The organism is Mycolicibacterium canariasense, assembly GCF_002101555.1.
GTDB classification, from domain to species: Bacteria; Actinomycetota; Actinomycetes; order Mycobacteriales; family Mycobacteriaceae; genus Mycobacterium; species Mycobacterium canariasense.
In genome coordinates this window covers 1-25,160 of sequence record NZ_LQOL01000050.1, presented here as the reverse complement: position 1 = coordinate 25,160, position 25,160 = coordinate 1, and the positions used below count along the sequence as shown (strand labels likewise).

Here is a 25,160-nt window from a genome sequence, read left to right as displayed (position 1 = left end):
ACACCGCTGATCCTGAATTCGCGCTGGTCGTTCGTGATCGAATGTCCCAACTGCGCACCGGGTTCGACGACGCGCCGGCGACGGTCCCGCTGATCTTCGCCGGCCGGTCTAGGCGTTGTCGCCAACCTCGCGCAGGGAGTGGATCATGCTCTGCAGGATCCGGAAGGCGCTCGCCTGCTCGGCCTCGCTCAGACCGGCGAGCATCCTGACCTCGACGGACCGGACGGCCGCGCTCGCCCTCTCCAGGCTGCGCCGGCCGCGGGGAGTGAGCCGCGTGGGTAGGGCCTTGCCGACGGGCGCCTCCGTCGGCCTGGTCACATAACCGTCGCGTTCCAGGGTCTGGAGCAACACGTTCATCGACTGGCGGGTGACGAATGCGCCGCGGGCGAGTTCGGAGTTGGACAGGCCGGGGCGTTGCGCCAGCAGTTCCAGGCAGGAGTAGTGCGTGATACTCATGCCGAGCGGCCGCAGCACCTCCTCCATGGCTGCGCGCAGGACGCTCGAAGCCTCCTTCAGCAGGTATCCCAGCGACGTCTGAAGGTCCACCTGGTCTTGCGCCATGTCAGTATTCTGACATACGGTTGTTGTGTCAGATTACTGACACGAAATGAAGGAGCATCATGCCCGCAACCGGTCCCGATTTCATCTCGCTGCAGGCCCGCGACCTGCCCACCTCGCAGGCGTTCTACGAGCGGTACCTCGGCCTGGTCCGCTCGCCGGCCGGACCGCCGCACGCCGTCGTCTTCGAGACCAAACCGATCGCCTTCGCACTCCGCGACGTCATTTCCGGTACCGACCTCGACTCGGCCCCTCGACCGGGCGTCGGTGCCGCGATCTGGTTGCACGCCACCGATGTCCAGGAGATTCACGATGCCCTGGCCGCCGACGGGCACACCATCGTCACCGCGCCGGTCGACGGGCCGTTCGGGCGGACGTTCACTTTCGCGGATCCGGACGGCTACCACGTCACGCTGCACGACCGCGCCTGAGCTGCCTGCCATCAGTCGCTCGGGGGGTTGAAGACTGGGGTCAGCTGGTGCGGGCAACCGACCTCTGCACCAACGCTGGAGTCAACGTCGCTATACGCAAAACTCAATCCGTCTCGAGGTCGAATTCAGTCCATCCGAACGGACTTCATTGCATGCGCAATAAGAACCCGACATTTCAGCCGGGGACCCCCTGATCGGCAGGTGAAAGCGGTCCGGCCTGGTGATCGACGTGTGGTGGCACAGGGCTCACGGGGAATGATCAAAATACGCTTGCGACCCCAAACCGGTGTTGGTAATACTGCTTGAAGGGGAGCGCTTCGTGATTCTGGGGATGTCACGCGAAGCAACAAATGGGGGTACTGAATATGAATTGCCGTAAAGGTGATGCTGTGATCGCACGCCGCCGAATCGATGGGATGGACGTTCCGGTGGTGCCGGCCGGCTCGAACGGGGTCGTGGTGGCAACTACGTGGCTCGGCCGACCCAAGCGTGTCGAGTTCATCGTGAATGATGGTTGGAGCACAAAGCAGTTCCAGGTCGATGTCGCACCCGGTGACATCGCATCGGCGGCCAACGACGAGCTGGCGCCGCAACAATCGCGGTAGCCAGGCTCGGGTTCGATGAGGTGGCCATCGCCCGCACGATGTTCGCGAATATCACTGAGCCACAAACGATTCGGCGCCTCAGCTGTGAAGTCCGGATCAACGCGCACCGGTTCTGGGTACACCATCCGACAGGGCGGTGCGCTCAGCCATCGGCAGACCGCCTCGGCCGGTTAGCTGTGGCCGGACTCAAGGTCGTCGGCGTTGGCGCGAAGCCAAGCCCCGCCGACACCGGGTTCGAACATCGACCCATTGGCGGTGGCGGAGGGATTTGAACCCCCGGACGGTGTTAGCCGTCTCTCGCTTTCAAGGCGAGTGCATTAGGCCGCTCTGCCACGCCACCGCCGATAAGCGTAAGCGGTCTACACCCGGCCGAGTCTGGCGGGCGGGGCATCGGCCATCAGTCCCGCGCTGATCCGGCGGCAGTTCTCCCCTACCGCCGCCATCTGCGGCCGGGACAGTCGGCCCAGATAGTGCGCGCGCACGCCGTCCCCGTAGGTTTCCAGCGCCTCCTTGAGAAGCGCCCGCCCGTCCTCGGTGATGGTGGCGAGCACACCGCGCCCGTCCTCCGGGCTGGCGACCCGCTTGACCAGGTTGAGCTTCTCCAAGCGGTGGATCTGCCGGGTCACCCGGCTGGGCAGGGACATCAGGTTGTCCGCGAGGTCGCCCATCCGGGCCGACCCCGTCATCGAACGGTCCAGGATGTCGAGTAGACGCACATCATTGAGCGTCAGCCGATGCGCTTCCACCAGTGAGCGGTTCAGCGTTGCATAAAGCCGTAGCGCGGCGTCCAGGAAATTTTGCCAGGACCTCTGCTCGGCGATATCGAGACCGGGCATCGTGCTGGCGGTTCGCCCGGCGATAGTGCCTTCCATCGCGCCATCGTAAGGCGCTACCACCGGGTAGCGTTCACTGAATGCGCGCCATTCTTGCAGAGTCAACCGAACGTATGACAATTCAAGTAGTTCCCGACGTCGCAGCTCACACCCGTCAAGTTGTGATCCGCGTGGCGGCCGCCGGCGTCAACCGAGCCGATCTGCTGCAGGCCGCCGGCAATTACCCGCCGCCGCCGGGTGCGAGCGACATTCTCGGGCTCGAGGTGTCGGGCACCATCGCCGAGGTGGGCAGCGAGGTCACCGGTTGGTCCGTGGGGCAACCGGTATGCGCTTTGCTGGCCGGTGGTGGCTACGCCGAGTACGTGGCGGTTCCCGCCGACCAGGTGATGCCCGTTCCCGACGGGGTCGGCTTGCACGAGGCGGCGGCCCTCCCGGAAGTGGCGTGCACGGTCTGGTCCAACCTGATGATGACCGCGCACCTGGACCCCGGCCGGCTGCTGTTGGTGCACGGTGGCGCCAGCGGTATCGGCACTCACGCCATCCAGGTAGCCCTCGCGCTGGACAGCCACGTCGCCGTCACCGCCGGCTCCGCCGAGAAGCTCGCGGTGTGTGCGGACCTGGGTGCCGATATCACCATCAACTACCGGGAAGAGGATTTCGTCGAGCGGGTGCGCGCCGCCGGTGGCGCCGAGGTGATCCTCGACATCATGGGCGCGAAGTACCTGGACCGGAACATCGACGCCCTCGCCGACGGGGGCCGGCTCGTCATCATCGGTATGCAGGGCGGGATCACGGCCGAACTCAACATCGCCAAGTTGCTTGGCAAGCGGGCCGGTGTCATCGCGACGGCTCTGCGGTCGCGCCCGGTCGACGGGCCCGACGGCAAGGGCGCCATCGTCGCGGAAGTGGTGGCCAACGTGTGGCCGCTGATCGCGGCGGGCAAGGTCAAGCCGATCGTCGGCGCCGAGCTGCCGCTGGAGGAGGCGGCGCGGGCGCACGCGCTGCTGGCCGCCGGCGACGTGCACGGCAAGGTGCTGCTGCGGGTGAGTTAGCCGTCAGCCGAGCGAGGCCAGCGCGCGCACCAACTGATCGACCTCGGCCGTCGTGGTGTAGGGCGCCAGGCCGACGGTCACGGCACCGCCGATATCGCTGACACCGATCAGGTCGAGCACCCGCGAGGTGGGGTCGGTGCTGGCCAGGATGCCGTTGTCGGCCAGCCGCTGCAGCACCCGCGCGGCGGGCACACCCTGCACCGCGAAGCTGAGCACCGGGATGCGCTCGGCCGGGCTGCCCAGCACCATCACCAGCGGCAGTGATCGCAGCGAAGCCAATAGGTAGGCGAACAGCCGGTCCATGTAGGCGGCCGCGGAATCCATTGACACGCCGAGTCTTTCGCGCCGCGTGCCCTGCGCCGACTCGTCCAGGGAAGCCAGGTATTCGATGCTGGCCACCACGCCCGCGAGCAGCCCGTACTGATGGGCGCCCATCTCCAGGCGCGCCGGGCCCGTCGCGTGCGGATCCAGCGAGACCGAGCCGAACATGTCGATGACCGCCGGATCGCGGAACACCAGCGCACCGATCGGCGGCCCACCCCACGCCACCGCGTTGAGCGCGACGACGTCGGCGTCGATGTCGTCGATGTCGATCAGCCGGTACGGCGCGGCCGCCGAGTGGTCCACGATGACAAGCCCACTGTTGGCGTGCACCAGCTTGGTCACCGGTTCCAGATCGGTGAGCGTGCCCAGCGTCGACGACGCCGACGTGATGGCGACCAGCCGGGTCGGCTTGGTGATCAGGTTCTCCCACTGCCAGCCCGGCAACTCGCCGGTCTCGACGTCGACCTCGGCCCATTTCACCTTGGCGCCGTACCGATTCGCCGCCCGCAGCCACGGCAGGATGTTCGCCTCGTCGTCGAGGCGGGTCAGCACCACCTCGTAACCGAGGCCCACCCGGGACGAGGCGGCATCCGACAGCGAGGTGAGCAGCACGGCGCGGTCGGCGCCCAGCACCACGCCCTCCGGGCGCGCCCCTACCAGATCGGCGATGGCCTGCCGGGCCGCCGCGAGCACCGCGGCGCTGCGCCGGGCCGACGGGTGCGGTCCCGACGCCGAGGGCATGGACCCGCGGAAGGCCGTCGACACCGTGGTCGACACGGAGTCGGGCAGCAGCATCCCGTTCGGGGCGTCGAAGTGCACCCAGCCGTCGCCAAGTGACGGGTGCAATCCGCGCACCCGGGCGACGTCATAAGCCATGCAAGCCACCTTAGAACGTCTGCGATTGAGCCAGACGGACACAGTTCAGGTAAGTGCCCGGCCGCGCCACACGGTCCCGGCCCGGATCACTTCGGCAGCCATACTAGTGCAGTGGGCTTGTCGTTCGGGGTGCTAATTGCCCTGCTGTTGCTGGTGTGCCCGGGAGCAATCGTCGCGCGGACGGCGGGCCTGACCTGGCCGACCGCGGTCGCGGTGAGCCCGGCGGTCACGTACGGCGTTGTGGCACTGGCAATCGTGCCGTTGGGCGCCGTCGGCATCCCGTGGAACGGCTGGACCGCCCTGGCGACCCTGATTGTTGTGACCGCCGTCACGTTCGGTTTGCGAAAACTGCTCGCCCGGTTCGGCGACGCGGAGGCCGAGTCCCTGGCCGCCGGTCGCGGGCCCGCGCTGGTGGTGGCCGCCGGAGTGCTCCTGGGCGCCGCCCTGATCTTGCTGGCCGCGGTCAAGGGCTTACCGAATTGGCAGTCGATTCCCAGCAACTGGGACTCCGTGTGGCACGCCAACACCATCCGCTGGATCCTCGACACCGGCCAGGCGTCGCCCACCCACATGGGCGAACTGCGCAATGTCGAGACCCACGACGCCCTGTACTACCCGTCCACCTTCCACGCCCTGGCGGCGGTGTTCAGCCAGGTCAGCGGGTCCGCGGCAACCACGGCGTACACCATCAACTCAGTCGTGGCGGCCATCTGGCTGTTCCCCGTCAGCGCCGCCGTGCTGACCTGGCTGATGCTCCGCAAATCGACCACGCAATGGCGCACCGCGGGCTGCGCGGCCACCGCGGCCGCGCTGGCCGCGAGCTTCACCGCGGTGCCCTACGTCGAGTTCGACACCGCGTCGATGCCCAATCTGGCGGCCTACGGGGTGGCGGTGCCCGCCGCGGCGCTGACCATCTCGGCGCTGCGCCACCGGGACCGGATCCCGTTGGCGGTGGTCGCCGTCGTCGGGGTGTTCTCCGTGCACATCACCGGAGGCGTGGTGACGGTGTTGTTCGTCGCGGCGTGGTGGCTGGTCGACGGGCTCTGGCGGCCGGTCCGCAGCCGGGTGGCGGACTTCATCACCCTGCTGACCGTCGGGGTACCGACCCTGGTGCTGCTGCTGCCCCAGTTCGTCGGGGTGTTGCAGCAGGCCGAGATCATCGTCGGGCACGCCTTCGTCACCCATGAGGGCAAGAAGCGCGGCTTGATCGACGCGATGGTCCAGCACACCCGCCATCTCAACGACTTCCCGATCCAGTGGTTCCTGATCGTGGTGGCCGCCGCCGGTGCGGTGGTGCTGGTGTACCGCCGGGTCTGGTGGCCGCTGGCGATCTGGCTGCTGCTGGTGGTGTCGATCGTGCATTCGTCAGCGCCCTTCGGCGGCATCATCGGCACGCTCACCGGCCGCTTCAGCGACCTGTTCTACAGCGATCCGCGCCGGCTGTCGGCGGTGGTGACGATGCTGCTGACCGCCGCCGCCGGGATCGGGCTGTACACCGTGGTGGCACTGGCCTTCGGTCGATTGCGCCGGCTGGCCGACCGCGGCACGCCACGCCTGTGGTACGGCGCGACCGCCGCGGTGGTGGTGGCCGTCGCCGTGGTCAGCGCCTTGCATTACTTCCCGCGGCACCGCTACCTGATCGGCGAGAAGTACGACCAGGTGATGATCGACAACAAGGACCTGGAGGCGTTCGCCTACCTGGCCACCCTGCCCGGCGCCCGCGACACCATGATCGGCGACGCCAACACCGACGGCACCGCGTGGATGTACGCGGTGGCCGGGCTGCATCCGTTGTGGACGCATTACGACTATCCGCAGCAGCAGGGGCCCGGCTACCACCGGTTCATCTTCTGGGCCTACGCCGACGACGCCGACCACGATCCCCGGGTGGCCGAGGCCGTGCACGCGCTCAACATCCGCTACGTGCTGACCAGCACCCCGGTGGTGCGCGGGTTCGTGATGCCGGACGGACTAGTGTCACTGGACAAGTCGAAGTCGTGGGCCAAGATCTACGACAACGGAGAGACGCGCATCTACGAATGGCGCGGCGACGCTGCTTCGACACCGACGAACGGCTGAGGACGGGGTACTAGGAAGGCCATGACGATCAATCCCGACGACGAGAACATCGAGATCCTGGCGGGCGAACCGGGCGGATCCAGCGGCGACGACGACAAGTCGCTGACCGACCTGATCGAGCAGCCGGCCAAGGTCATGCGGATCGGCACCATGATCAAGCAGCTGCTCGAAGAGGTGCGTGCCGCACCGCTGGACGACGCGAGCCGCAGCAAGCTGCTGCAGATACACCGCAGCAGCATCAGCGAACTCGAGGACGGCCTCGCCCCGGAACTCCGCGAAGAGCTGGAGCGGCTCACGCTGCCGTTCACCGATGACGCGGTGCCCTCGGACGCCGAGCTGCGCATCGCGCAGGCCCAGCTGGTCGGTTGGCTGGAGGGCCTGTTCCACGGCATCCAGACCGCGCTGTTCGCCCAGCAGATGGCCGCGCGGGCCCAGCTGGAGCAGATGCGCCAGCTGCCGCCGGGCATGGTCCAGCAGCGTGGCCCCGGCCACCCCGGCACCGGGCAGTACCTGTAGCCGATTTGCATGAGTAGACCGCACATCGAGACCCGCAATGCGTGGGTGGAGTTCCCTATCTTCGACGCCAAGTCGCGCTCGCTGAAGAAAGCGTTTCTCGGCAAGGCCGGCGGCGCGATCGGGCGCAACGAGTCCAACGTGGTGGTGATCGAGGCGCTACGGGACATCACCATGTCGCTGGAGATGGGCGACCGGGTGGGCCTGGTCGGGCACAACGGGGCAGGCAAGTCGACGCTGCTGCGGCTGCTGTCGGGCATCTACGAACCGACCCGCGGTTCGGCGACGGTGCGCGGACGGGTGGCCCCGGTGTTCGACCTGGGCGTCGGGATGGACCCGGAGATCTCCGGATTCGAGAACATCATCATCCGTGGGTTGTTCCTCGGGCAGACGCGCAAGCAGATGCTGGCCAAGGTCGACGAGATCGCCGAGTTCACCGAGTTGGGCGATTACCTCTCGATGCCGCTGCGCACCTACTCCACCGGCATGCGGGTGCGGCTGGCCATGGGCGTGGTCACCAGCATCGACCCCGAGATCCTGCTACTGGACGAGGGCATCGGCGCCGTCGACGCGGAGTTCATGCACAAGGCCCGCCGGCGGCTGCAGGATTTGGTGGCCCGCTCCGGAATTCTGGTGTTCGCAAGCCATTCCAACGAGTTCCTGGCCCAGCTGTGCAACACCGCGATGTGGGTGGACCACGGCACCATCAAGATGACCGGCGGCATCGAGGAGGTGGTCGGCGCCTACGAGGGTCCCGACGCCGCCCGGCATGTGCGCGAGGTGCTCGAGGAAAATGCCCGCACCGACCAGTGACACCGTCGTGGCTGTCGTCGTCACGCACCGCCGCGTCGACACGCTGGCCGCCTCGCTGGCAGCGGTGTGCGGCCAGGAGCGCGCCCCAGACCACCTGATCGTCGTCGACAACGACGCCGACGATCGGGTACGCACCCTGGTCGAGGGCCAGCCGGTACCGTCGACCTATCTGGGTTCACACCGAAACCTCGGTGGCGCAGGCGGTTTCGCGCTGGGGATGTTGCATGCGCTGACCCTCGGCGCGGACTGGATCTGGCTGGCCGACGACGACGGCCGGCCCGCCGACGCCACCGTCCTCGGAACGTTGTTGCGTTGCGCTGCAGGGCATTCCCTGGCCGAGGTGTCGCCGGTGGTGTGCGATATGGACCAGCCGGACCGATTGGCGTTCCCGCTGCGCCGCGGGCTGGTGTGGCGCCGGTGGGCGGCCGAGCTGCGTGAGGGCGGCAGCGATCTGCTCCCGGGCATCGCCTCGTTGTTCAACGGGGCGTTGTTCTCCGCGGCGGCCGTGGAAGCCGTTGGTGTTCCGGACCTTCGGCTGTTCATCCGCGGCGACGAGGTGGACCTGCACCGCCGGCTGGTGTTGTCGGGGGTAGCCTTCGGCACCTGCCTGGAGGCGGTGTACCTGCACCCCTACGGGTCCGACGAGTTCAAACCGATCCTCGGTGGGCGGATGCACACCCAGTACCCGGACAACGACGTCAAGCGCTACTACACCTACCGCAACCGGGGCTATGTGCAAGCCCAGCGCGGTCAACGCCGACTGGTCCCGCAGGAGTGGCTGCGCTTCGGCTGGTACTTCCTGATCACCCGCCGCGACCCGGCGGGGCTGCGCGAGTGGTTGCGGCTGCGGAAGCTGGGGCGGCAGGAGAGATTCGAGAGGTACGAGGGCCAGGGCGAGCGGAGCGACGGGAGGATAACCAAGTGACGTTCACCGATGCGGCAGCACAATCGAAGACCTTCACCCGCGCCTGGGGTGACCTGGTTTCCGGTTTCGGCAAGCGGGAGCTGTGGCTGCACCTGGGGTGGCAGGACATCAAGCAGCGGTACCGGCGCAGCGTGCTGGGCCCGTTCTGGATCACCATCGCCACCGGCACCATGGCCGTGGCACTCGGCGGGTTGTACTCGCAGTTGTTCCACCTCAAGCTGGCCGAGCATCTGCCCTACGTCACCCTCGGGCTGATCATCTGGAACATGATCAATGCGGCCATCATCGAGGGCGCCGAGGTGTTCATCGCCAACGAGGGCTTGATCAAACAGCTCCCCACGCCGCTGAGCGTGCACGTCTACCGGCTGGTGTGGCGCCAGGTCCTGCTGTTCGCGCACAACATCATCATCTTCGTCATCATCGCGATCATCTTCCCGCAGCCGTGGAAGTGGACCGACCTGATGTTCATCCCCGCCCTGGCCCTGATCGTGGCCAATTGTGTCTGGGTGGCACTGTGTTTCGGCATCCTGGCCACCCGCTACCGCGACATCAGCCCGCTGTTGTTCAGCCTGGTGCAGCTGCTGTTCTACATGACGCCGATCATCTGGAACGACCAGACGCTGCGCGACCAGGGCGCCGGCGGGTGGGCCAGAATCATCGAGTTCAACCCGCTGCTGCACTACGTCGACATCGTCCGAGCACCGCTGCTGGGCGCGGATCAGGAGCTGCGGCACTGGATCGTGGTGCTGGTGTTCACCGTGCTGGGCTGGCTGATGGCGGCGCTGGCCATGCGTCAGTACCGCGCCCGGGTGCCGTACTGGGTGTAGTTCGGCCGTTCACCTCGACGCCATCGCAGATTCGGCTCCGGCGCGTTGAATGGCGCTCAGCGCACACCTGACGTCCCAGATTCCCAGGAGCAGCCATGACCGATGTCATCAACGGCGAAACCACCACCCCCGCCCCGGAGAACGTCATCGAGGCCGAACTCATGCCGATGGACGGCGAGGCCGACACGCAACGCCCGGTGCTGGCGATTCGGGAGGTGCTGGGCCGCCAGCTCGCGGCCGGGCACAGGCTGTCCGGCCAACTCGTCACCGTCGCCACCGGCACCGCCGCGGCCCTGGTGGAAGCACCCGCGAAGGTGATCGCCGCGATCCGCGACGGCGCCACCCTGCCGACCGCGTTCGGTGAGACGGGCGACGCCGTGCAGGTGGCCGTCGGCGATGCCGGGGCGCGGTTGCGCCACGCCGTCGGCGAGTACGTCGGCCAGCAGGCCACGCTGCCCAACGCCGTCCTCACCGGTGCCGCCGAGGTGGCGGGCTCGCTGGTGCGGGCCCAGGGGTCGCTGGCCGCCTCGGCCGTGGACGGCGTCTTCGGCGTCGCGACCGTCGCCAGCAGGGGCGGTGACGTCCGCGATGCCCTCGACCAGGAGTGGAGCGAGCTCAACGCCACCGCGGTGGCCGCGCGCGACGCCGTGCAGGCGCGGGTGTCGGCCGCCGGCCAGGGCATCCGGGACGCGATCGCCTGACCCCACAGCGACCTCTGGGCGTGGGCGTTGCGCCCGCGCAGATCAGAAGTCGGCGGACAGCGCGACCTCGCGCCATTGTTCCAGGTCTCGTGATGTCCGGGCGAGCTTGTCGGCGATGTCATGAACAGCATTGGCGCCGAGCTGGATTCGCTCCGGAAGCCGGTCCTCGGACGCGAGGCCGACGATGATCGCGGCGGCTTTCTCCGGATCTCCGGCCTGCCCGGCGTTGTTGTCGACGGCCCAGGTACGCGCCGCACCGCCGGTCGAGGCGTAGTCGGCGATCTCGGTGGCCGCGATGTGCAGGCTGCTGCCGTCGAGGAAGTCCGTCCGGAACGGGCCCGGCTCGATCGCGGTCACCTTGATACCCAGCGGCTCCAGCTCATGTTTCATAGCGTCCGACAGACCCTCGACGGCAAACTTGGTCGCGCAGTAAACCCCCCAGCCCGGCCAGGCGACGAAACCGCCGACCGAGGACAGGTTGATGACGAGGCCCGATCCCTGGGCACGCATCTCGGGCAGCACCGCCCGCGTCACGGCGAGCAGGCCGAAGACGTTTACGTCGAACACCGCACGTGCCTCCGCGTCCGAGGTCTCCTCGACGGCGCCCACCAGACCACGACCGGCGTTGTTCACCAGGGCGTCGATCCGGCCGAATGCCGCCACTGCGGCGTTGACCGCCGCCACGATCTGCTCGGGTCGATGCACATCGAGTTCGACGGTGAGCAGGCGTTCGTCGTCTTCCGGGAGCACCTCGGCGAGGGCCTGCAGGTTACGCGCGGTGGCCACGACGCTGTCGCCGCGGCCGAGAGCCGCTCTCGCGATTGCCAGGCCGAATCCACGAGATGCCCCCGTGATGAACCAGACGGTCATGATGTTCCCTTCGTGTTGTTGCTTACCTGGAAATCAACACAGCGGGGACGGCTATGCGACAGCGGATTTCCCGCCCTGTTGTTCCTAGGTCTGCCAGACCTGGTTTCGGCTGCGCGCACGGCCGCTCGCCGATAATGGGAACCATGACGCAACCCAATGAGCTCGGCGAGTTCCTCCGCTCGCGCCGGTCCAGGCTGTCGCCCGCCGAGGTGGGCCTGCACGGCAGCACCGCGCGCCGCGTCACCGGTCTGCGCCGGGAAGAATTGGCGGTACTCGCCGGTGTCAGCGCCGACTACTACGCGCGCCTGGAACAGGGCCGGGCCCGCAACATCTCCGATTCGGTGCTGTCGGCGGTAGCCGACGCGTTGCGCCTCGATGATCTCGAGCGGCGTCACCTCACCGAGTTGGTGCGGCCGGCACGGCCTGTGTCTTCGACAACCAGCAAGCCGCTGCGGGTACGTGCCGCCCTTCGGGCGATGATCCACGCGCTGGATCCGACACCCGCTGTGCTGCACGGCCCGCGGATGGAGGTTCTCGCCATCAATCGCGCGGGTGCGGCGCTGCTCGACGACTTCGAGGCGATGCCACCCGCTGAACGCAACATGGTGCACTGGATGTTCCTCAACCCGAAGGCCAGGGCCGTATATCCGGACTGGTCCGATATCGCCGCGCAGCTGGTGGCGATTCTGCGGTTGGCCGCCGGCCGGGACGCCGGCGACCAGCGACTGGCAGCTCTCATCGACGAAATCACCGCGCAGTCAGACGAGTTCGCCAGCTATTGGTCCGACCACCGCGTGTCCCAGCACACGCACGGCCCCAAGAGATTCGAGATCGAGTCCGTCGGTGCGTTGACACTGAACTACGAAGCACTGATCCCACCCAGTGATCCCGAGCTACGGGTGATCATCTACACCGCCGATGTGGGATCGCCGTCGGAAGAGAGACTCCGCGAGCTGCTGAAGTCCAGGCCCATCGACATACGAACGTGAGCCCGTGCCGCGATTTCGGCCGATTCGTCGCACACGAGTTCACATTCACAGGCACTTCCCAGCCTGTTCGTGCGTTGACGACTCATGAGCATTCCGCCATATGAGCCGCCGCCGTCTCCCGGAGCACCCAATGTGGGCAACACGCTGCTGTGCCCGAAATGTGCCGGGGTGATGAAGACCTACGAACGCAACGGCGTGCACCTGGAACAGTGCGACACCTGCCGGGGCATCTTCCTGGACTTCGGCGAACTGGAGGCGCTGACCCAGATGGAGAACCGGTTCGTCGCCGCGCCGCCGCCCCCGCCGCAACAGCAGGGTTATGGGTATGGCCCGCAGTGGGGACATCGGGGCAACAAGCACTACCGCAAGCAGGGCTTCGGGCGACTGTTCTTCTCCAGCTAGCCCATCCGGGCGCAGGCCGCGGCCAGCAGCGGGTCCTCGGGATGCCGGGCGGCCGCCGCCAGCACCGCGGCGCGCGCGAACGGTTCCAGCACCGGCCACGGGTCACCCAGCGGGATCGCCGGGCCCGCCCCGGCGCGATAACCGTCGACGAAGCGGTACCAGTCGGCGTCCGGAATCATGCCGACCGCCCAGAATCCGGCCGGCCGCGCCAGATCCCACGCCGGGTCGCCGACGGCGACGTCGTCGATGTCGATCAGCACCCACCGGCCGGCCGTGCGCCCGAGCTGGCCAAGGTGAAAGTCACCGTGTACCAACGTCGGTCGTGTCGGCCGGGCGCCGGGCGGGCCGGCCAGGGTTGGCAACTCGCCGGCGGGCTCGTGGTGCAGCCGGGCCAGTAGCCGCCCCGCCTGATACCAGGGCAGGTCCACCGGTCGTTGGGCCACCACCTCGACGCGCGGCCACCGGGTCAGCCAGCGGTCGTCGGCCGGCTCGGGGTCGACGCTCAGCGGTGTCAGCAGCTCGGGGCAACGCGCGGCGACCCGCAGGCGTTGACGCAACGCCCGCGGGTCGGTGCCCGGCGCATGCAGCTTCGTCACCACGTCACCGTCGACGGTGACGACGGCGCGGCCACTCAGCGGCGCGGCGCCTTCATCCGAGTGGCGACGTTGAACCGGTTCCACGCGTTGATGGTGACAGCCATCGCGATCACCTGCGCCAGCTCCTTCTCGCTGAACACCGCGGCGGCCTTGGCGTACACCTCGTCGGAGACGTGGCCGTGGTGCAACTCGGTGATCGCCTCGGTCAGTTCCAGGGCGGCACGCTCGCGTTCGGTGAACAGGTTGCCGGCCTCCTCCCAGGCCGCCACGAGGGCCAGCCGCTGCTCCGTCTCGCCATGTTTGCGGGCATCCGCGACGTGCATGTCGAGGCAGAACGCGCAGTGGTTGATCTGGCTGGCACGGATCTTGACGAGCTCGCCGATGGTCGGGTCGACGTCCTGGGCCGCGGCGCCGGACAGCTTCATCATGGCGTCGTACAACTCGGGTGAGAGCTTGTAGATCTGCACGCGGTCGAGGGCGGTGGGGTGTTCGAGTGTCTGTGTCATGCCTGCAACGCTAGCCACGAAAGACCCATCTACATGGTTCAATTCGGTGGTGACTTCATGGGCCAATTTTGGGCCGGCCAATTCTGGTGCGCGGGACCTACACCTCGACCTGCGCGAGGTCATCACGCCCGGCGCCCGCGGTGCCCGGGAAGTGTTGCTACACGCCCTGCGCGAGGCCGTGCGGTCCGGGCGGCTGTCGGCGGGCACCATGCTTCCGCCGTCACGCACCCTGGCCGCCGACCTCGGGCTGTCCCGCAACACCGTCGCCGACGCCTACGCCGAACTGGTCGCCGAGGGCTGGTTGGCGTCGCGCCAGGGCGCCGGCACCTGGGTGGTGAACGCCGGCGCCACCCCGCTGCCCGCCCGGCCACGCGGCACCCCGGGCGCCCCACGGCACAACCTGATGCCGGGCTCCCCCGACGTCGCGGCCTTCCCCCGCACGGCCTGGCTGGCCGCCACCCGCCGCATGCTGGCCACCGCACCGAATGACGCTCTGCGCATGGGTGACCCGCGCGGTCGCATCGAATTGCGCACGGCGCTGGCCGAATATCTGGCCCGGGTGCGCGGGGTCCGCGCCACTCCCGACGAGATCGTCATCTGCGCGGGTACCCGGCACGCCGTCGAGATCCTCGGCCGGGCGCTGGGCGGACCGTTCGCGGTGGAGGCCTACGGCCTCTTCCTGTTCCGCAACGCCCTTGCCGCCCAAGGTGTCTCGACCATACCCATCGATGTCGACGACCGAGGCGCCGTCGTCGAAGAGTTGTCCGACGGTGTCCGTGCCGCGTTGCTGACCCCGGCACACCACTTCCCGCACGGCGTGCCGCTGCACCCGGCCCGGCGCACCGCCGCGTGCGAGTGGGCGCATCGCACCGGGGCATACCTCATCGAGGACGACTACGACGGCGAGTTCCGCTACGACCGCCAGCCCATCGGGGCGGTGCAGGGCCTGGATCCGGACCGGGTGGTGTACTGCGGCTCGGCCAGCAAGAGCATGTCACCGGTGCTGCGGCTGGGCTGGATGGTGGTGCCCGGCGACCTGCTCGACCCGGTGCTCGCGGCGATGGGAGGTGATCAGTTCTACGTGAGCGGGCTGGCCGCCCTGACCATGGCCGACTTCATTGCACATGGCAGCTACGACAAGCACATCCGGCGCATGCGGCTGGCCTACCGACGCCGGCGCGACCGCCTGGTCGCGGCGCTGGAACCTTTGGGCGTGGGGGTGAGTGGACTGTCGGCCGGGCTGCATCTGCTGCTCACCCTGCCCGAGGGCACCGAGGCCGAGGTGGTGCGCCGGGCCGGGGACGCCGGGATCGCGTTGTCCGGCCTGGCCATGCTGCGCCATCCGGACGCCGGCCCCGGCACGCCGGTCCGCGACGGTGTGGTGGTGAGCTTCGGCACGCCGGCCGAGCATGCGTTCGGCCCCGCGGTGGACGCGTTGTGCGCAGTGCTGGCCGGGATCAATCGGTGAGCGAGCGCAGCTCGGCGGACAGATTGGCCCGCGCGGCGGCCTCCCACAGCCGCCTGCCCCGCTCGGTGCGATACAGCGACGGACCGGCCAGCAGCGCCCTGATGACCCGCGCCCGCCCGGCCCGGAAATCCGCATCGGCAACGTGCCCGTATTCGGCCCGCACCTTGGCGGTGTTGGTCCGGTACTCCTGCGGCGGCAGCCCGAGGACGGCCAGGTCGGCGTCGGAGAGGACCTGACCGTTGCGGTCGTCTTCGGCTGGGTCGTGCTCGACCGTCAGCCGGACCAACCGGGCCACCTCGGCCACCAATGCCGGGGCCACCCCGAGCGCGGTGAGATCCGACTCGGCCAGCAGGGCGCTGTTCTCCTCGTCGTCGGGCCGGCCCGCGTACACGGCGTCGTGATACCAGGCGGCCAGTCGGACCGCGTCGACGTCGTCGGCGGCATCAGCATCCTCGGCCAACTGATCCACCGCCTGCAGCACCCCGCGCAGGTGCGAAAGGTCGTGGTAGCGGCGATGCGGTTCGGTCCACCTGGCCAGCAGCGCAGCACCCGTGGCGTCGATGGCCGGCGCCGCGCTGTGGCGCGTCAGCAACCGCCGCCACGCCTCGAGCAGATCGGTCACGCGCACATTGTCGCAGCAGCGCGCGCGGTTAAGCTTCGCGGCGATGACTGAGTCAGCACCTCTGAGCCTGCGCACCCAGGCGTGGCGTTTCCTGGTCACCGGCGGCCTGTCCGCCTGTGTGGACTTCGGGCTGTACGTGCTGTTGCTGACGGTGGGGCTGCAGGTCAACGTGGCCAAGACGCTGAGCTTCATCGCGGGCACCACCACCGCCTACCTGATCAACCGGCGGTGGACCTTCCAGGCGCCGCCCAGCACGGCCCGTTTCATCGCAGTCGTCGCGCTGTACGCGCTGACCTACGCGGTGCAGGTCGGCATCAACTATGTGTTCTATCTCAAATTCGCGGGCCAACCCTGGCAGGTGCCGGTGGCCTTCGTGATCGCCCAGGGCACCGCCACCGTCATCAACTTCGTGGTGCAACGCGCGGTGATATTCCGGTTGCGCTGAATCCGCCCCGGTAGCCGGACCGGTATCGTCTGGCACTGATATGTCTACCGACCTTCCCCTTACGCCCCGATCCCTGACCGGGTTCGGCCGGACCGCGCCCAGCGTCGCGCAGGTGCTGTCCACCCCCGACGTCGAGGTGATCGCGGCGGCCGTCCGGCAGGTGGCCGACGCCGACGCCGCCAGTCCGTCCTACCTGCAGCGCGGCATCGTGGCCCGCGGACTCGGCCGCTCCTACGGCGACCACGCCTGCAACGGGGGCGGCATCGTCGTCGACATGACGCGCCTGAACCGGATCCATTCGCTGTCGTCCGAGACGGCGATCGCCGACGTGGACGCCGGGGTGAGCCTGGACCAGCTGATGAAGGCCGCGTTGCCGTTCGGGTTGTGGGTTCCGGTGCTGCCCGGCACCCGGCAGGTGACGGTCGGCGGCGCCATCGGCTCCGACATCCACGGCAAGAACCACCACAGCGCGGGCAGCTTCGGCAATCACGTGCTGTCGCTGGACTTGCTGATGGCCGACGGTGAGGTGCGCACGCTGACCCCCGAGGGGTCCACGAGTGAGTTGTTCTGGGCCACCATCGGCGGAAACGGCTTGACCGGCATCGTGATCCGGGCCCGCATCGCCATGACCCGGACCGAAACCGCGTACTTCATCGCCGATGGTGTCGCGACGGCCGACCTGGACGAGACCATCGCCGTGCACCTGGACGGCAGCGAGGACAAGTACACCTACTCCAGCGCCTGGTTCGACCTGATCAGCCCGCCGCCGAAACTGGGGCGCGCCGCCGTCAGCCGGGGCAGCCTGGCCAGGCTCGATCAACTGCCCAAGAAACTGGCCAAGAATCCGCTGAAATTCGATGCGCCACAGCTTCTCACGGTGCCCGACATCTTCCCCATCAGCGCCATGAACAAGCTGTCGTTCACCGCGATCGGCGAGGTGTACTACCGGCTCGGCGGCACCTATCAGGGCAAGATCCTGAACCTGTCGCAGTTCTACCACATGCTCGACCTGGTCAGCGGCTGGAACAACGCTTACGGCCCAGCCGGTTTCGCGCAACACCAGTTCCTGGTACCGCCCGATGCGCTCGACGAGTTCAAGGACATCATCCGGTGGATCCAGACCAGCGGGCACTACTCGGCACTCAACGTCTTCAAACTGTTCGGCCCCGGTAACAAGGCGCCGCTGAGCTTCCCGATGGCCGGCTGGAACGTCGCCATGGATTTCCCGATGAAACCCGGCGTCAACGAATTCCTCAACGAATTGGACGACCGCGCAATGGAATTCGGTGGCCGCGTGTACACCGCGAAGGACTCTCGGGTCAGTGCCGAGAAGTTCCACAAGATGTACCCGCGCATCGACGAATGGATTGCCGTGCGCCGCAAGGCCGATCCGAACGGCGTGTTCGCCTCCGATATGGCCCGCCGTCTAGAACTGCTGTAGAAAGGCACCCCGCGTAACCATGATCGACGCCACCGGCAACCCACAGACCATCCTGCTGCTGGGCGGAACATCCGAGATCGCGCTGGCCATCGCCGAGCGGTACCTGCGCAACGCGAAGGCACGGGTCATCCTGGCCGACCTCCCCAACGCACCCAAACGCGAAGCCGCCATCGCCCAGCTCGAATCCGCCGGCGCGAAGTCGGTGCAGTACCTGGATTTCGACGCCCTGGACACCGCCTCACACCCGAAGGTGATCGAAGCCGCCTGGGCCGACGGTGACGTCGACGTCGCGGTGGTCGCCTTCGGCGTGCTCGGGGACGCCGAGGAGTTGTGGCAGAACCAGGCCAAGGCGGTGGCGACCGCCCAGATCAACTACGTCGCCGCGGTATCGGTGGGCGTGCTGGTCGGCGAGAAGATGCGCGCCCAGGGTTTCGGGCAGATCATCGCGATGTCCTCGGTGGCCGGTGAGCGGGTCCGCCGCTCCAATTTCGTGTACGGCTCCACCAAGGCCGGTCTGGACGGTTTCTACCTGGGGCTGGGAGAAGCGTTGCGCGAGTTCGGGGTTCACGTGCTGGTGATCCGGCCCGGTCAGGTACGCACCACCACCACGCTGGAACACTGGAAGGCCACCGGCGCCAAGGAAGCCCCGTTCACGGTGGACAAGGAACAGGTGGCCGAGCTGGCGGTCACCGCGGCGGCCAAGGGCAAGGACCTGGTCTGGGCGCCCGGGCAGGTGCGGGTGCTGATGTCGGTGCTGCGGCACATCCCGCGCCCTGTCTTCCGCAAGCTACCCATCTGATGTTGCCCGAGGCGGGAGCGGAGCGACCCGGGAAATGAGGCACACTCTGCCGGCCTCCCCGGCTCGGGTCCTGAGCCAGATGGTGGTCGCGGTCATCCTGTCGGCCACCGTCTCCGCCGTGGCGCTGATCGCGATCGACCGCGTCGAATGGCCGGCGTACAACTCGTCGAACCAGTTGCACGCGTTGACCACCGTCGGCCAGGTCGCCGCCCTGGCCGGGATCTTCGCCGCCGGGTGGCTGTGGCGGCGCGGCCGGCGGGTGCTGGCCAGGGTCACGGCGGTGGCCATGCTGTCGGCCCTGTCGGTGGTCACCCTGGCGATGCCGCTCGGCGCCACCAAGCTGTACCTGTTCGGCATCTCGGTCGACCAGCAGTTCCGCACCGAATACCTGACCCGGCTGGCCGACAGCCCGGCCCTGCACGACATGACCTACCAGGGCCTGCCGCCGTACTACCCGCCCGGCTGGTTCTGGATCGGCGGCCGGCTGGCCGCCCTGACCGGCACCCCGGCCTGGGAGATGTACAAGCCGTGGGCCATCGTCTCGATCACCGCCGCCTGCGCCGTCGCCTTCGTGCTGTGGAAGGCGATGATCCGGTTCGAGGTCGCCCTCGTGGTCACCACCGCGACCGCCGTCGTCACCCTGGCCTACACCTCCACCGAGCCGTACGCGGCCGTCATCACCGTGCTGCTGCCGCCGGTGTTCGTGCTGGCCTGGTCGGGACTGGGCGGGAAGGCCAGAAACGTTGGCTGGGGCGCGGTGCTCGGGGTCGCCATCTTCCTGGGCGCCGCGGCGCTCACCTACACGCTGCTGTTGGCTTACGCGGCCTTCACCATCGCCCTGATGGCGCTGGTGCTGACGGTGTCCCGGCGCAGCTTGGATCCGCTGCTGCGGCTGGTGGTCGTCGGAGTCCTCTCGGGTGCCATCGCACTGATCGGCTGGGGGCCGTGGCTGCTGGCCGCCGCCAAGGGCACCCCCGCCGACACCGGTACCGCCCAGCACTATCTGCCCGACGACGCGGCGGTGCTCACCTTCCCGATGTTCCAGACCACCCTGCTGGGGGCCCTCTGCCTGCTCGGCACCGTATGGCTGGTGATGTACGCGCGGTCGTCCACCCGGGCCGGCGCGCTGACGGTCGGCGTGGTGGCCGTCTACCTGTGGTCGCTGCTGTCCATGCTCACCACCCTGGCGGGCACCACGCTGCTGTCGTTCCGGCTGCAGCCGACCCTGACCGTGCTGCTCGCCGCCGCCGGCGCCTTCGGCTTCATCGCGGTGACGCAGGCCGTCGCGGCGCGCTACCAGCACCCGGGCCGGCACCTGGTCGCCGTCGCCGCCACCGTCGGGGCCATCGGCGCCGTCACCTTCACCCAGGACGTGCCCGACGTGCTGCGCTCGGACATCACCGTCGCCTACACCGACACCGACGGCTACGGGCTGCGCGCCGACCGCCGCCCGCCCGGGTCCGAGCAGTACTACCGGGAGATCGACGCCCGCATCCAGCAGGTGACCGGCCGGCCCCGGCACGACACCGTCGTGATGACCGCCGACTACAGCTTCCTGTCCTATTACCCGTACTACGGCTTCCAGGGCCTCACCTCGCACTACGCCAATCCGCTTGCCCAGTTCAAGGAGCGCTCCGCGGCCATCGAGAGCTGGGCGCTGTTCAGCAAACCCGACCAGCTCATCGGCGCGCTGGACTCGTTGCCGTGGGCCCCGCCCACTGTGTTCCTGATGCGTCGGGGCGGGCCGGACAGCTACACGTTGCGGCTGGCGGCCGACGTCTATCCCAACCAGCCCAACGTCAAGCGCTACCAGGTGGAACTCAACGCGGCGATCTTCGACGACCCGCGCTGGGACGTCTCGACGGCCGGTCCGTTCACGCTGGCGATCCGGCGGTGATCGACGCCGTGAACCTGCCGTTAGCATCACAAGCCGTGAGCGACGCCTGCGGAGCGAACCGACAGATGACACGCGGCTGCCGAACCTGCGAGGCCGCCGCGTGACCAACCACCGAACTGCGCGGCTGGTGGCCATCGTCGCGGGCCTGCTGGGCACCGTGCTCGCCGTGGCAACCCCGCTGCTGCCCGTCACCCAGACCACCGCGCAGCTCAACTGGCCCCAGAACGGGACACTGACCAGTGTCGACGCCCCGCTGATCGGCTACGTCGCCACCGACCTGAACATCTCGATCCCGTGCAGCGCCGCTGCCGGCCTCGCGGGGCCGCGCAACGTCCTGCTGTCCACCGTGCCCAAGCAGGCGCCGAAAGCCGTGGACCGCGGGCTGCTCATCGAGCGGGTGGGCGACAACCTGCTGGTGATCGTGCGCAACACCCCGGTGGTCAGCGCGCCGCTGAGCCAGGTGCTCAGCCCGGCCTGCCAGAAGCTCACCTTCACCGCCCATGCCGACAAGGTCACCGGCGAGTTCGTCGGGCTGGTCAAGGATCCGGATAGCGACGCCCCAGGCCAGCCACTGCGCGGCGAACGCGGTGGCTATGACTTCCGCCCGCAGATCGTCGGCGTCTACACCGACCTGGCCGGCCCCGCCCCGCCCGGCCTGACCTTCTCGGCCACCATCGACTCGCGCTACAGCAGCTCGCCCACCTGGATCAAGATGCTGGCAATGATCCTCGGGGTGGCCGCCACCGCCATCTCGCTGCTCGCCCTGCACCGCCTCGACGTGGCCGACGGCATGCGGACCCGCCGCGTCCTGCCACCGCGCTGGTGGTCGGTGACCCCGCTGGACGGCGTCGTCACCGCGATCCTGGTGTGGTGGCATTTCGTCGGCGCCAACACCTCCGACGACGGCTACATCCTCACCATGGCCCGGGTATCCGAACACGCCGGGTACATGGCCAACTACTACCGCTGGTTCGGCACACCCGAGGCCCCGTTCGGCTGGTACTACGACCTGCTCGCGCTGTGGACGCACGTGTCCACCGCCAGTGTCTGGGTCCGGCTGCCCACCCTGGTGATGGCGCTGGCCTGCTGGTGGGTGATCAGCCGGGAGGTGATCCCCCGCCTGGGCCGGGCCGTGAAACGCAGCCGCGCGGCGGCGTGGACGGCGGCGGCGATGTTCCTGGCGTTCTGGCTGCCGCTGAACAACGGGCTGCGCCCGGAGCCGATCATCGCCCTGGGCATCCTGCTGACATGGTGCTCGGTGGAACGCGGGGTGGCCACCAGCCGACTGCTGCCGGTCGCCATCGCCACCATCATCGGCGCGCTGACCCTGTTCTCCGGCCCCACCGGGATCGCCGCGGTCGGTGCCCTGCTGGTGGCCGTCGGACCGCTGCGCACCATCGTGGCCGCGCACACCTCACGCTTCGGGCGCCTTGCCCTGCTGGCGCCGATCGCGGCGGCCGCGACGGTGACGATCATCCTGATCTTCCGCGATCAGACGCTGGTCGGTGAGATCGAGGCCAGCAGCTTCAAATCGCTGATCGGGCCGAGCCTGAGTTGGTTCGACGAGCACATCCGCTACGAGCGGTTGTTCACCACCAGCCCGGACGGCTCCGTGGCCCGCCGTTTTGCCGTGCTCACCCTGCTTCTGGCGCTTGCCATTTCGGTGGCGGTGTCGCTGCGCAAGGGCCGTATCCCCGGCACCGCGGCGGGTCCGGCGCGGCGGATCATCGGCATCACCATCATCTCGTTCTTGGCGATGATGTTCACCCCCACCAAGTGGACGCACCACTTCGGCGTGTTCGCCGGGCTGGCCGGTTCGCTCGGCGCGTTGGCCGCGGTCGCGGTGACCGCGGCGGCCATGCACTCCAAACGCAACCGAACCATCTTCACCGCGGCGGTGCTGTTCATGATGGCGCTGTCGTTCGCCACCGTGAACGGGTGGTGGTACGTGTCGAATTTCGGTGTGCCGTGGTCGAATCAGTTCCCCGAGTGGCATTTCGGCTTCACCACCATGCTGCTCGGGCTTTCCGTGCTCGCCTTGTTGGTGGCCGCGTGGCTGCATTTCTCCGGCCAGGACCGACCCCGGCCGTGGTCCCGGTTCACCCACGCCCCGTTGGCCGTGGCGGCCTGGGTGGTGGTGATCTTCGAGGTGCTGTCACTGACCCTCGGGGTCACCGAGCAGTACCCGGCGTGGTCGGTCGGCCGGTCCAACCTGGACGCGCTGACCGGCAAGACCTGCGGCCTGGCCGACGACGTGATGGTGGAACAGGACCCCAACCTCGGCATGCTGCTGCCGGTCGACAAGCCGATCGGCGAGGCGCTCGGGGGTACCACCGCTGCGAACTTCGGGCCGAACGGGATTCCCGCGGACGTGTCGGCCGACCCGGTGATGGAGCAACCGGGCGGCACCAACTTCGCCGATACCGACTCCGGCCCGGTCACCGCGAGCGAACCCGGCACCGAGGGCGGCACCACCGCCGTGGCCGGCGTCAACGGTTCCAAGGCGCGGCTGCCGTACAACTTGAACCCGGCCCGCACCCCGGTGATGGGCAGCTGGCGCCCCGGTGCCCAGCAGCCCGCCTCGCTGCGCTCGGCGTGGTATCGCCTGCCACCGCGCGGCGAACGCGGCCCGCTGCTGGTGGTCGCCGCCGCCGGCCGGTTCGATCCCGGTGAGGTGGTGGTGCAGTGGGCCACCGACGAGCAGGCCGCCAAGAACACCCCGGGCGGGGGCCTGGGCTTCGCCGATGTCGGGGCCGCGCCCGCATGGCGCAATCTGCGCGCGCCCATGTCGGCGATCCCCGAGGATGCCACCCAGGTCCGGCTGGTGGCCACCGACGACGACCTGGCGCCCCAGCACTGGATCGCGGTCACCCCGCCACGGATCCCGCACCTGCGCACACTGCAGGACGTCGTCGGGTCGACGGATCCGGTGCTGCTGGACTGGCTGGTGGGCCTGGCGTTCCCGTGCCAGCGTCCGTTCGGCCACCAGTACGGTGTCACCGAGGTACCCAAGTGGCGGATCCTGCCGGACCGGTTCGGCGCCGAGGCAAACTCACCGGTGATGGACTACCTGGGCGGCGGCCCACTGGGGATCACCGAGTTGCTGCTGCGTGCCACGCCGGTGCCGACGTATCTGAAGGACGATTGGTTCCGCGACTGGGGATCACTGCAGCAACTCACCCAGTTCTATCCCAACGCCGTCCCGGCACGCATCGATCTGGGCACCGCGACCCGCAGCGGATGGTGGAGCCCGGCACCGCTTCGACCTTCCTGAAAATCCTTGACAGTGTTCTGATCTCGCTCTAAGCGGGGATTAAGGAAACGGCCGCACTTCGGCGCGCCCGCTATCGTGGAGCCGGGACTGCACAACTGGTGAGTCGTGATTGTTTGCTGACAACGATGTCACGCACCACGATCGAGAACAGACAAGACAGGGATTGCGTGGTAATGGACGTCGTGCTCGGGATAGCGCTGACGGTCGACAGCGTTCGGTTGGTGCTGGTCGACGGATCCGACGGTGATCTGATCGATCAGGACACTTTCGACATCGACCGCACGGGCGGTGTCGAAAGTGCCACTGTCACAGAGCATGTCGTCAACGCGGTGCTGGGGACGTACGGGGTGGCCGCCGCCAACGGGCACACGGTGGTGCGCATCGCGGTCACCTGGACCGACGACGCGGCAGAGGACGCCGGGTTGCTGGTGGAGGCGCTCGGCGAGGTCGGGATGCCGAATGTCGTTGCCGTGACGGGCTGCGACGCGGCCGAGACGTTCGTCGAGCAGATGGCCGAGGCGGCCGGTGAGACCTGCGCGGCCGCCCGCCTGATCGAAGGCAGCCAGGCGCCGGTGGCGTATATCGCCGTCATGCACGCCAGCGCCGCCGGCGTGCGGCGGATGCGCAGCCGGGTGGTGGACGCGACCGATCACCGGCAGTTGGCCCTCTCGGTGCGCGGTGCCTGCGCGGAATGCGTCGCGGACGCCGATCGGGTGGCGGTGTTCGCCGCCGGATCCGCGTCAGGGCTCACGGGATTGCTTGCCGGGGAACTCAATTCGATCCTGTCGACGCAGGTGGTCATCCCGCAGAACGCGACGCTGGCCTTTGCCCACGGCGCCGCGCTCACCAATGCCGGCACATACCGTCGACTCCACGTGGTCGGTGCGCGGGCCGCGATCGCCTCCGGAGGCGGCACGGTCCCACCCGCGGTGTTCGTGCCGCGCACCGCCAAACTGATGGCCATCCCGGGGCTCACCGACGTTCCGGAGCCGCCCGTCCCGGCCGCCCCGGACAGCACGCGTCAGGTCCGGACGCTGCAGGCCGTCGTCGGCGGCGGCGTACTGGCCTTCGTCGCCGCGCTGTCCATGTACGTCGGCAGCCAGATCCGCGACACCGGAGAACAGACCGCGCAGGCCAAATCCCGCCCGGCAGAGGTCACTCCGGCAGCAGCCATCGAGCCGGCACCGCCGGCAGCGGCCATCGAGCCGGCACCGCCGGCGGCGCCACCGCCTCCGGCAGAGCCACCGGCCGCACCCGCGCCGGCGCCCGTCGCGCCGGCCCCGGTGGTGATCCCCGCCGCGGTCACCGCCACCC

25 protein-coding genes and 1 tRNA gene are annotated in these 25,160 nt (G+C 68.6%); 18 read left to right on the top strand and 8 right to left on the bottom strand.

All coding sequences use genetic code 11. The annotated features are described in order from the left end of the window. Positions 1-108: 108 nt before the first annotated feature. Positions 109-561, bottom strand: coding sequence for a MarR family winged helix-turn-helix transcriptional regulator (locus tag AWB94_RS14985; RefSeq protein ID WP_062660104.1), 453 nt, complete (start codon positions 559-561; stop codon positions 109-111). Positions 562-620: 59 nt separating this feature from the next. Here AWB94_RS14985 and AWB94_RS14980 point away from each other — a divergent pair, with 59 nt between their 5' ends. Further along, positions 621-989, top strand: a complete 369-nt coding sequence (locus AWB94_RS14980) for a VOC family protein (protein ID WP_062660103.1) — start codon at positions 621-623, stop codon at positions 987-989. Between the two features lie 389 nt (positions 990-1,378). Further along, complete coding sequence (locus tag AWB94_RS14975; RefSeq protein WP_131805454.1) at positions 1,379-1,594, top strand: hypothetical protein; 216 nt, start codon at positions 1,379-1,381, stop codon at positions 1,592-1,594. Positions 1,595-1,844: 250 nt separating this feature from the next. Here the strand turns inward: AWB94_RS14975 and AWB94_RS14970 are convergent. Beyond that, positions 1,845-1,934 (bottom strand) — tRNA-Ser (locus tag AWB94_RS14970). A 19-nt stretch (positions 1,935-1,953) separates the two neighbouring features. Continuing rightward, complete coding sequence (locus AWB94_RS14965; protein ID WP_024454039.1) at positions 1,954-2,466, bottom strand: MarR family winged helix-turn-helix transcriptional regulator; 513 nt, start codon at positions 2,464-2,466, stop codon at positions 1,954-1,956. A 41-nt stretch (positions 2,467-2,507) separates the two neighbouring features. Between AWB94_RS14965 and AWB94_RS14960 the strand changes: the two genes are divergently transcribed. Continuing rightward, complete coding sequence (locus AWB94_RS14960) at positions 2,508-3,479, top strand: NAD(P)H-quinone oxidoreductase (protein WP_062660101.1); 972 nt, start codon at positions 2,508-2,510, stop codon at positions 3,477-3,479. A 3-nt stretch (positions 3,480-3,482) separates the two neighbouring features. Here the strand turns inward: AWB94_RS14960 and AWB94_RS14955 are convergent, their stop codons facing one another. Then, the gene (locus AWB94_RS14955; RefSeq protein WP_024454037.1) at positions 3,483-4,679 is read right to left on the bottom strand and encodes a cysteine desulfurase-like protein; all 1,197 of its coding nucleotides are present in this window, start codon (positions 4,677-4,679) and stop codon (positions 3,483-3,485) included. A gap of 111 nt (positions 4,680-4,790) precedes the next feature. On the opposite strand from AWB94_RS14955, the gene AWB94_RS14950 reads away from it, so the two are divergent. From AWB94_RS14950 to AWB94_RS14925, 6 genes are all read left to right on the top strand, one after another. Continuing rightward, positions 4,791-6,758: a DUF6541 family protein gene (locus tag AWB94_RS14950; RefSeq protein ID WP_062660100.1), complete on the top strand. Its 1,968-nt coding sequence runs from the start codon at positions 4,791-4,793 to the stop codon at positions 6,756-6,758. A 21-nt stretch (positions 6,759-6,779) separates the two neighbouring features. Next, on the top strand, positions 6,780-7,274 hold the full coding sequence (locus AWB94_RS14945; protein ID WP_024454035.1) for a bacterial proteasome activator family protein: 495 nt from the start codon (positions 6,780-6,782) through the stop codon (positions 7,272-7,274). Between the two features lie 9 nt (positions 7,275-7,283). Next, complete coding sequence (gene wzt, locus AWB94_RS14940; RefSeq protein ID WP_024454034.1) at positions 7,284-8,084, top strand: galactan export ABC transporter ATP-binding subunit Wzt/RfbE; 801 nt, start codon at positions 7,284-7,286, stop codon at positions 8,082-8,084. Further along, entirely contained in the window at positions 8,065-9,009 is a 945-nt protein-coding gene (gene glfT1 / locus AWB94_RS14935; protein ID WP_062660099.1) for a galactofuranosyltransferase GlfT1, read from the top strand. Before wzt ends, glfT1 begins: the two co-directional genes overlap by 20 nt. Beyond that, entirely contained in the window at positions 9,006-9,836 is an 831-nt protein-coding gene (gene wzm / locus AWB94_RS14930) for a galactan export ABC transporter permease subunit Wzm/RfbD (protein ID WP_062660098.1), read from the top strand. The genes glfT1 and wzm overlap by 4 nt, the downstream gene beginning before the upstream one ends. Positions 9,837-9,931: 95 nt before the next feature. Continuing rightward, a complete protein-coding gene (locus AWB94_RS14925; protein WP_062660097.1) occupies positions 9,932-10,537 on the top strand; it encodes a hypothetical protein in 606 nt (201 codons plus the stop codon). A gap of 42 nt (positions 10,538-10,579) precedes the next feature. On the opposite strand, the gene AWB94_RS14920 is transcribed toward AWB94_RS14925, so the two are convergent. Beyond that, entirely contained in the window at positions 10,580-11,407 is an 828-nt protein-coding gene (locus AWB94_RS14920; RefSeq protein ID WP_062660096.1) for an oxidoreductase, read from the bottom strand. A gap of 143 nt (positions 11,408-11,550) precedes the next feature. Here AWB94_RS14920 and AWB94_RS14915 point away from each other — a divergent pair, with 143 nt between their 5' ends. After that, the gene (locus AWB94_RS14915) at positions 11,551-12,396 is read left to right on the top strand and encodes a helix-turn-helix transcriptional regulator (protein WP_062660240.1); all 846 of its coding nucleotides are present in this window, start codon (positions 11,551-11,553) and stop codon (positions 12,394-12,396) included. A gap of 84 nt (positions 12,397-12,480) precedes the next feature. Further along, positions 12,481-12,798 carry a TFIIB-type zinc ribbon-containing protein gene (locus AWB94_RS14910; protein WP_062660095.1) on the top strand — a complete coding sequence of 106 codons (318 nt, stop codon included), beginning with the start codon at positions 12,481-12,483 and terminating at the stop codon, positions 12,796-12,798. On the opposite strand, the gene AWB94_RS14905 is transcribed toward AWB94_RS14910, so the two are convergent. Continuing rightward, the gene (locus AWB94_RS14905; protein WP_234811744.1) at positions 12,795-13,478 is read right to left on the bottom strand and encodes a phosphotransferase; all 684 of its coding nucleotides are present in this window, start codon (positions 13,476-13,478) and stop codon (positions 12,795-12,797) included. The genes AWB94_RS14910 and AWB94_RS14905 overlap by 4 nt on opposite strands. Then, the gene (locus AWB94_RS14900) at positions 13,430-13,900 is read right to left on the bottom strand and encodes a carboxymuconolactone decarboxylase family protein (RefSeq protein ID WP_062660094.1); all 471 of its coding nucleotides are present in this window, start codon (positions 13,898-13,900) and stop codon (positions 13,430-13,432) included. Before AWB94_RS14900 ends, AWB94_RS14905 begins: the two co-directional genes overlap by 49 nt. A 49-nt stretch (positions 13,901-13,949) precedes the next feature. Here AWB94_RS14900 and pdxR point away from each other — a divergent pair, with 49 nt between their 5' ends. After that, positions 13,950-15,368 carry a MocR-like pyridoxine biosynthesis transcription factor PdxR gene (gene pdxR, locus AWB94_RS14895; protein WP_062660093.1) on the top strand — a complete coding sequence of 473 codons (1,419 nt, stop codon included), beginning with the start codon at positions 13,950-13,952 and terminating at the stop codon, positions 15,366-15,368. Here pdxR and AWB94_RS14890 read toward each other — a convergent pair. After that, complete coding sequence (locus AWB94_RS14890) at positions 15,358-15,990, bottom strand: HD domain-containing protein (protein WP_084395551.1); 633 nt, start codon at positions 15,988-15,990, stop codon at positions 15,358-15,360. The genes pdxR and AWB94_RS14890 overlap by 11 nt on opposite strands. 43 nt (positions 15,991-16,033) lie before the next feature. Here AWB94_RS14890 and AWB94_RS14885 point away from each other — a divergent pair, with 43 nt between their 5' ends. From AWB94_RS14885 to AWB94_RS35530, 6 genes are all read left to right on the top strand, one after another. After that, a complete protein-coding gene (locus AWB94_RS14885; RefSeq protein WP_024454025.1) occupies positions 16,034-16,435 on the top strand; it encodes a GtrA family protein in 402 nt (133 codons plus the stop codon). Between the two features lie 40 nt (positions 16,436-16,475). Beyond that, complete coding sequence (locus tag AWB94_RS14880) at positions 16,476-17,876, top strand: decaprenylphosphoryl-beta-D-ribose oxidase (protein WP_062660091.1); 1,401 nt, start codon at positions 16,476-16,478, stop codon at positions 17,874-17,876. A 19-nt stretch (positions 17,877-17,895) separates the two neighbouring features. Then, entirely contained in the window at positions 17,896-18,675 is a 780-nt protein-coding gene (locus AWB94_RS14875; protein WP_062660090.1) for a decaprenylphospho-beta-D-erythro-pentofuranosid-2-ulose 2-reductase, read from the top strand. A 34-nt stretch (positions 18,676-18,709) separates the two neighbouring features. Then, the gene (locus AWB94_RS14870) at positions 18,710-20,572 is read left to right on the top strand and encodes a galactan 5-O-arabinofuranosyltransferase (RefSeq protein ID WP_084395540.1); all 1,863 of its coding nucleotides are present in this window, start codon (positions 18,710-18,712) and stop codon (positions 20,570-20,572) included. Positions 20,573-20,672: 100 nt separating this feature from the next. Then, positions 20,673-23,846 (top strand): arabinosyltransferase domain-containing protein, encoded by a 3,174-nt coding sequence (locus AWB94_RS14865; RefSeq protein ID WP_272937616.1) that lies wholly within the window; start codon positions 20,673-20,675, stop codon positions 23,844-23,846. Positions 23,847-24,019: 173 nt separating this feature from the next. Beyond that, the coding region (locus tag AWB94_RS35530; RefSeq protein ID WP_085122450.1) for a DUF7159 family protein at positions 24,020-25,160 on the top strand (1,141 nt) is incomplete at its 3' end.

Excerpts from the sequence above, each read along its gene's own strand:
- AWB94_RS14985 (WP_062660104.1), bottom strand. The coding sequence starts at position 561 with ATGGCGCAAGACCAGGTGGACCTTCAGACGTCGCTGGGATACCTGCTG.
- AWB94_RS14980 (WP_062660103.1), top strand. The coding sequence starts at position 621 with ATGCCCGCAACCGGTCCCGATTTCATCTCGCTGCAGGCCCGCGACCTG.
- AWB94_RS14965 (WP_024454039.1), bottom strand. The coding sequence starts at position 2,466 with ATGGAAGGCACTATCGCCGGGCGAACCGCCAGCACGATGCCCGGTCTC.
- AWB94_RS14960 (WP_062660101.1), top strand. The coding sequence starts at position 2,508 with ATGCGCGCCATTCTTGCAGAGTCAACCGAACGTATGACAATTCAAGTA.
- AWB94_RS14955 (WP_024454037.1), bottom strand. The coding sequence starts at position 4,679 with ATGGCTTATGACGTCGCCCGGGTGCGCGGATTGCACCCGTCACTTGGC.
- AWB94_RS14945 (WP_024454035.1), top strand. The coding sequence starts at position 6,780 with ATGACGATCAATCCCGACGACGAGAACATCGAGATCCTGGCGGGCGAA.
- wzt (WP_024454034.1), top strand. The coding sequence starts at position 7,284 with ATGAGTAGACCGCACATCGAGACCCGCAATGCGTGGGTGGAGTTCCCT.
- glfT1 (WP_062660099.1), top strand. The coding sequence starts at position 8,065 with ATGCCCGCACCGACCAGTGACACCGTCGTGGCTGTCGTCGTCACGCAC.
- AWB94_RS14925 (WP_062660097.1), top strand. The coding sequence starts at position 9,932 with ATGACCGATGTCATCAACGGCGAAACCACCACCCCCGCCCCGGAGAAC.
- AWB94_RS14920 (WP_062660096.1), bottom strand. The coding sequence starts at position 11,407 with ATGACCGTCTGGTTCATCACGGGGGCATCTCGTGGATTCGGCCTGGCA.
- AWB94_RS14915 (WP_062660240.1), top strand. The coding sequence starts at position 11,551 with ATGACGCAACCCAATGAGCTCGGCGAGTTCCTCCGCTCGCGCCGGTCC.
- AWB94_RS14910 (WP_062660095.1), top strand. The coding sequence starts at position 12,481 with ATGAGCATTCCGCCATATGAGCCGCCGCCGTCTCCCGGAGCACCCAAT.
- AWB94_RS14900 (WP_062660094.1), bottom strand. The coding sequence starts at position 13,900 with ATGACACAGACACTCGAACACCCCACCGCCCTCGACCGCGTGCAGATC.
- AWB94_RS14885 (WP_024454025.1), top strand. The coding sequence starts at position 16,034 with ATGACTGAGTCAGCACCTCTGAGCCTGCGCACCCAGGCGTGGCGTTTC.
- AWB94_RS14880 (WP_062660091.1), top strand. The coding sequence starts at position 16,476 with ATGTCTACCGACCTTCCCCTTACGCCCCGATCCCTGACCGGGTTCGGC.
- AWB94_RS14875 (WP_062660090.1), top strand. The coding sequence starts at position 17,896 with ATGATCGACGCCACCGGCAACCCACAGACCATCCTGCTGCTGGGCGGA.
- AWB94_RS14870 (WP_084395540.1), top strand. The coding sequence starts at position 18,710 with ATGAGGCACACTCTGCCGGCCTCCCCGGCTCGGGTCCTGAGCCAGATG.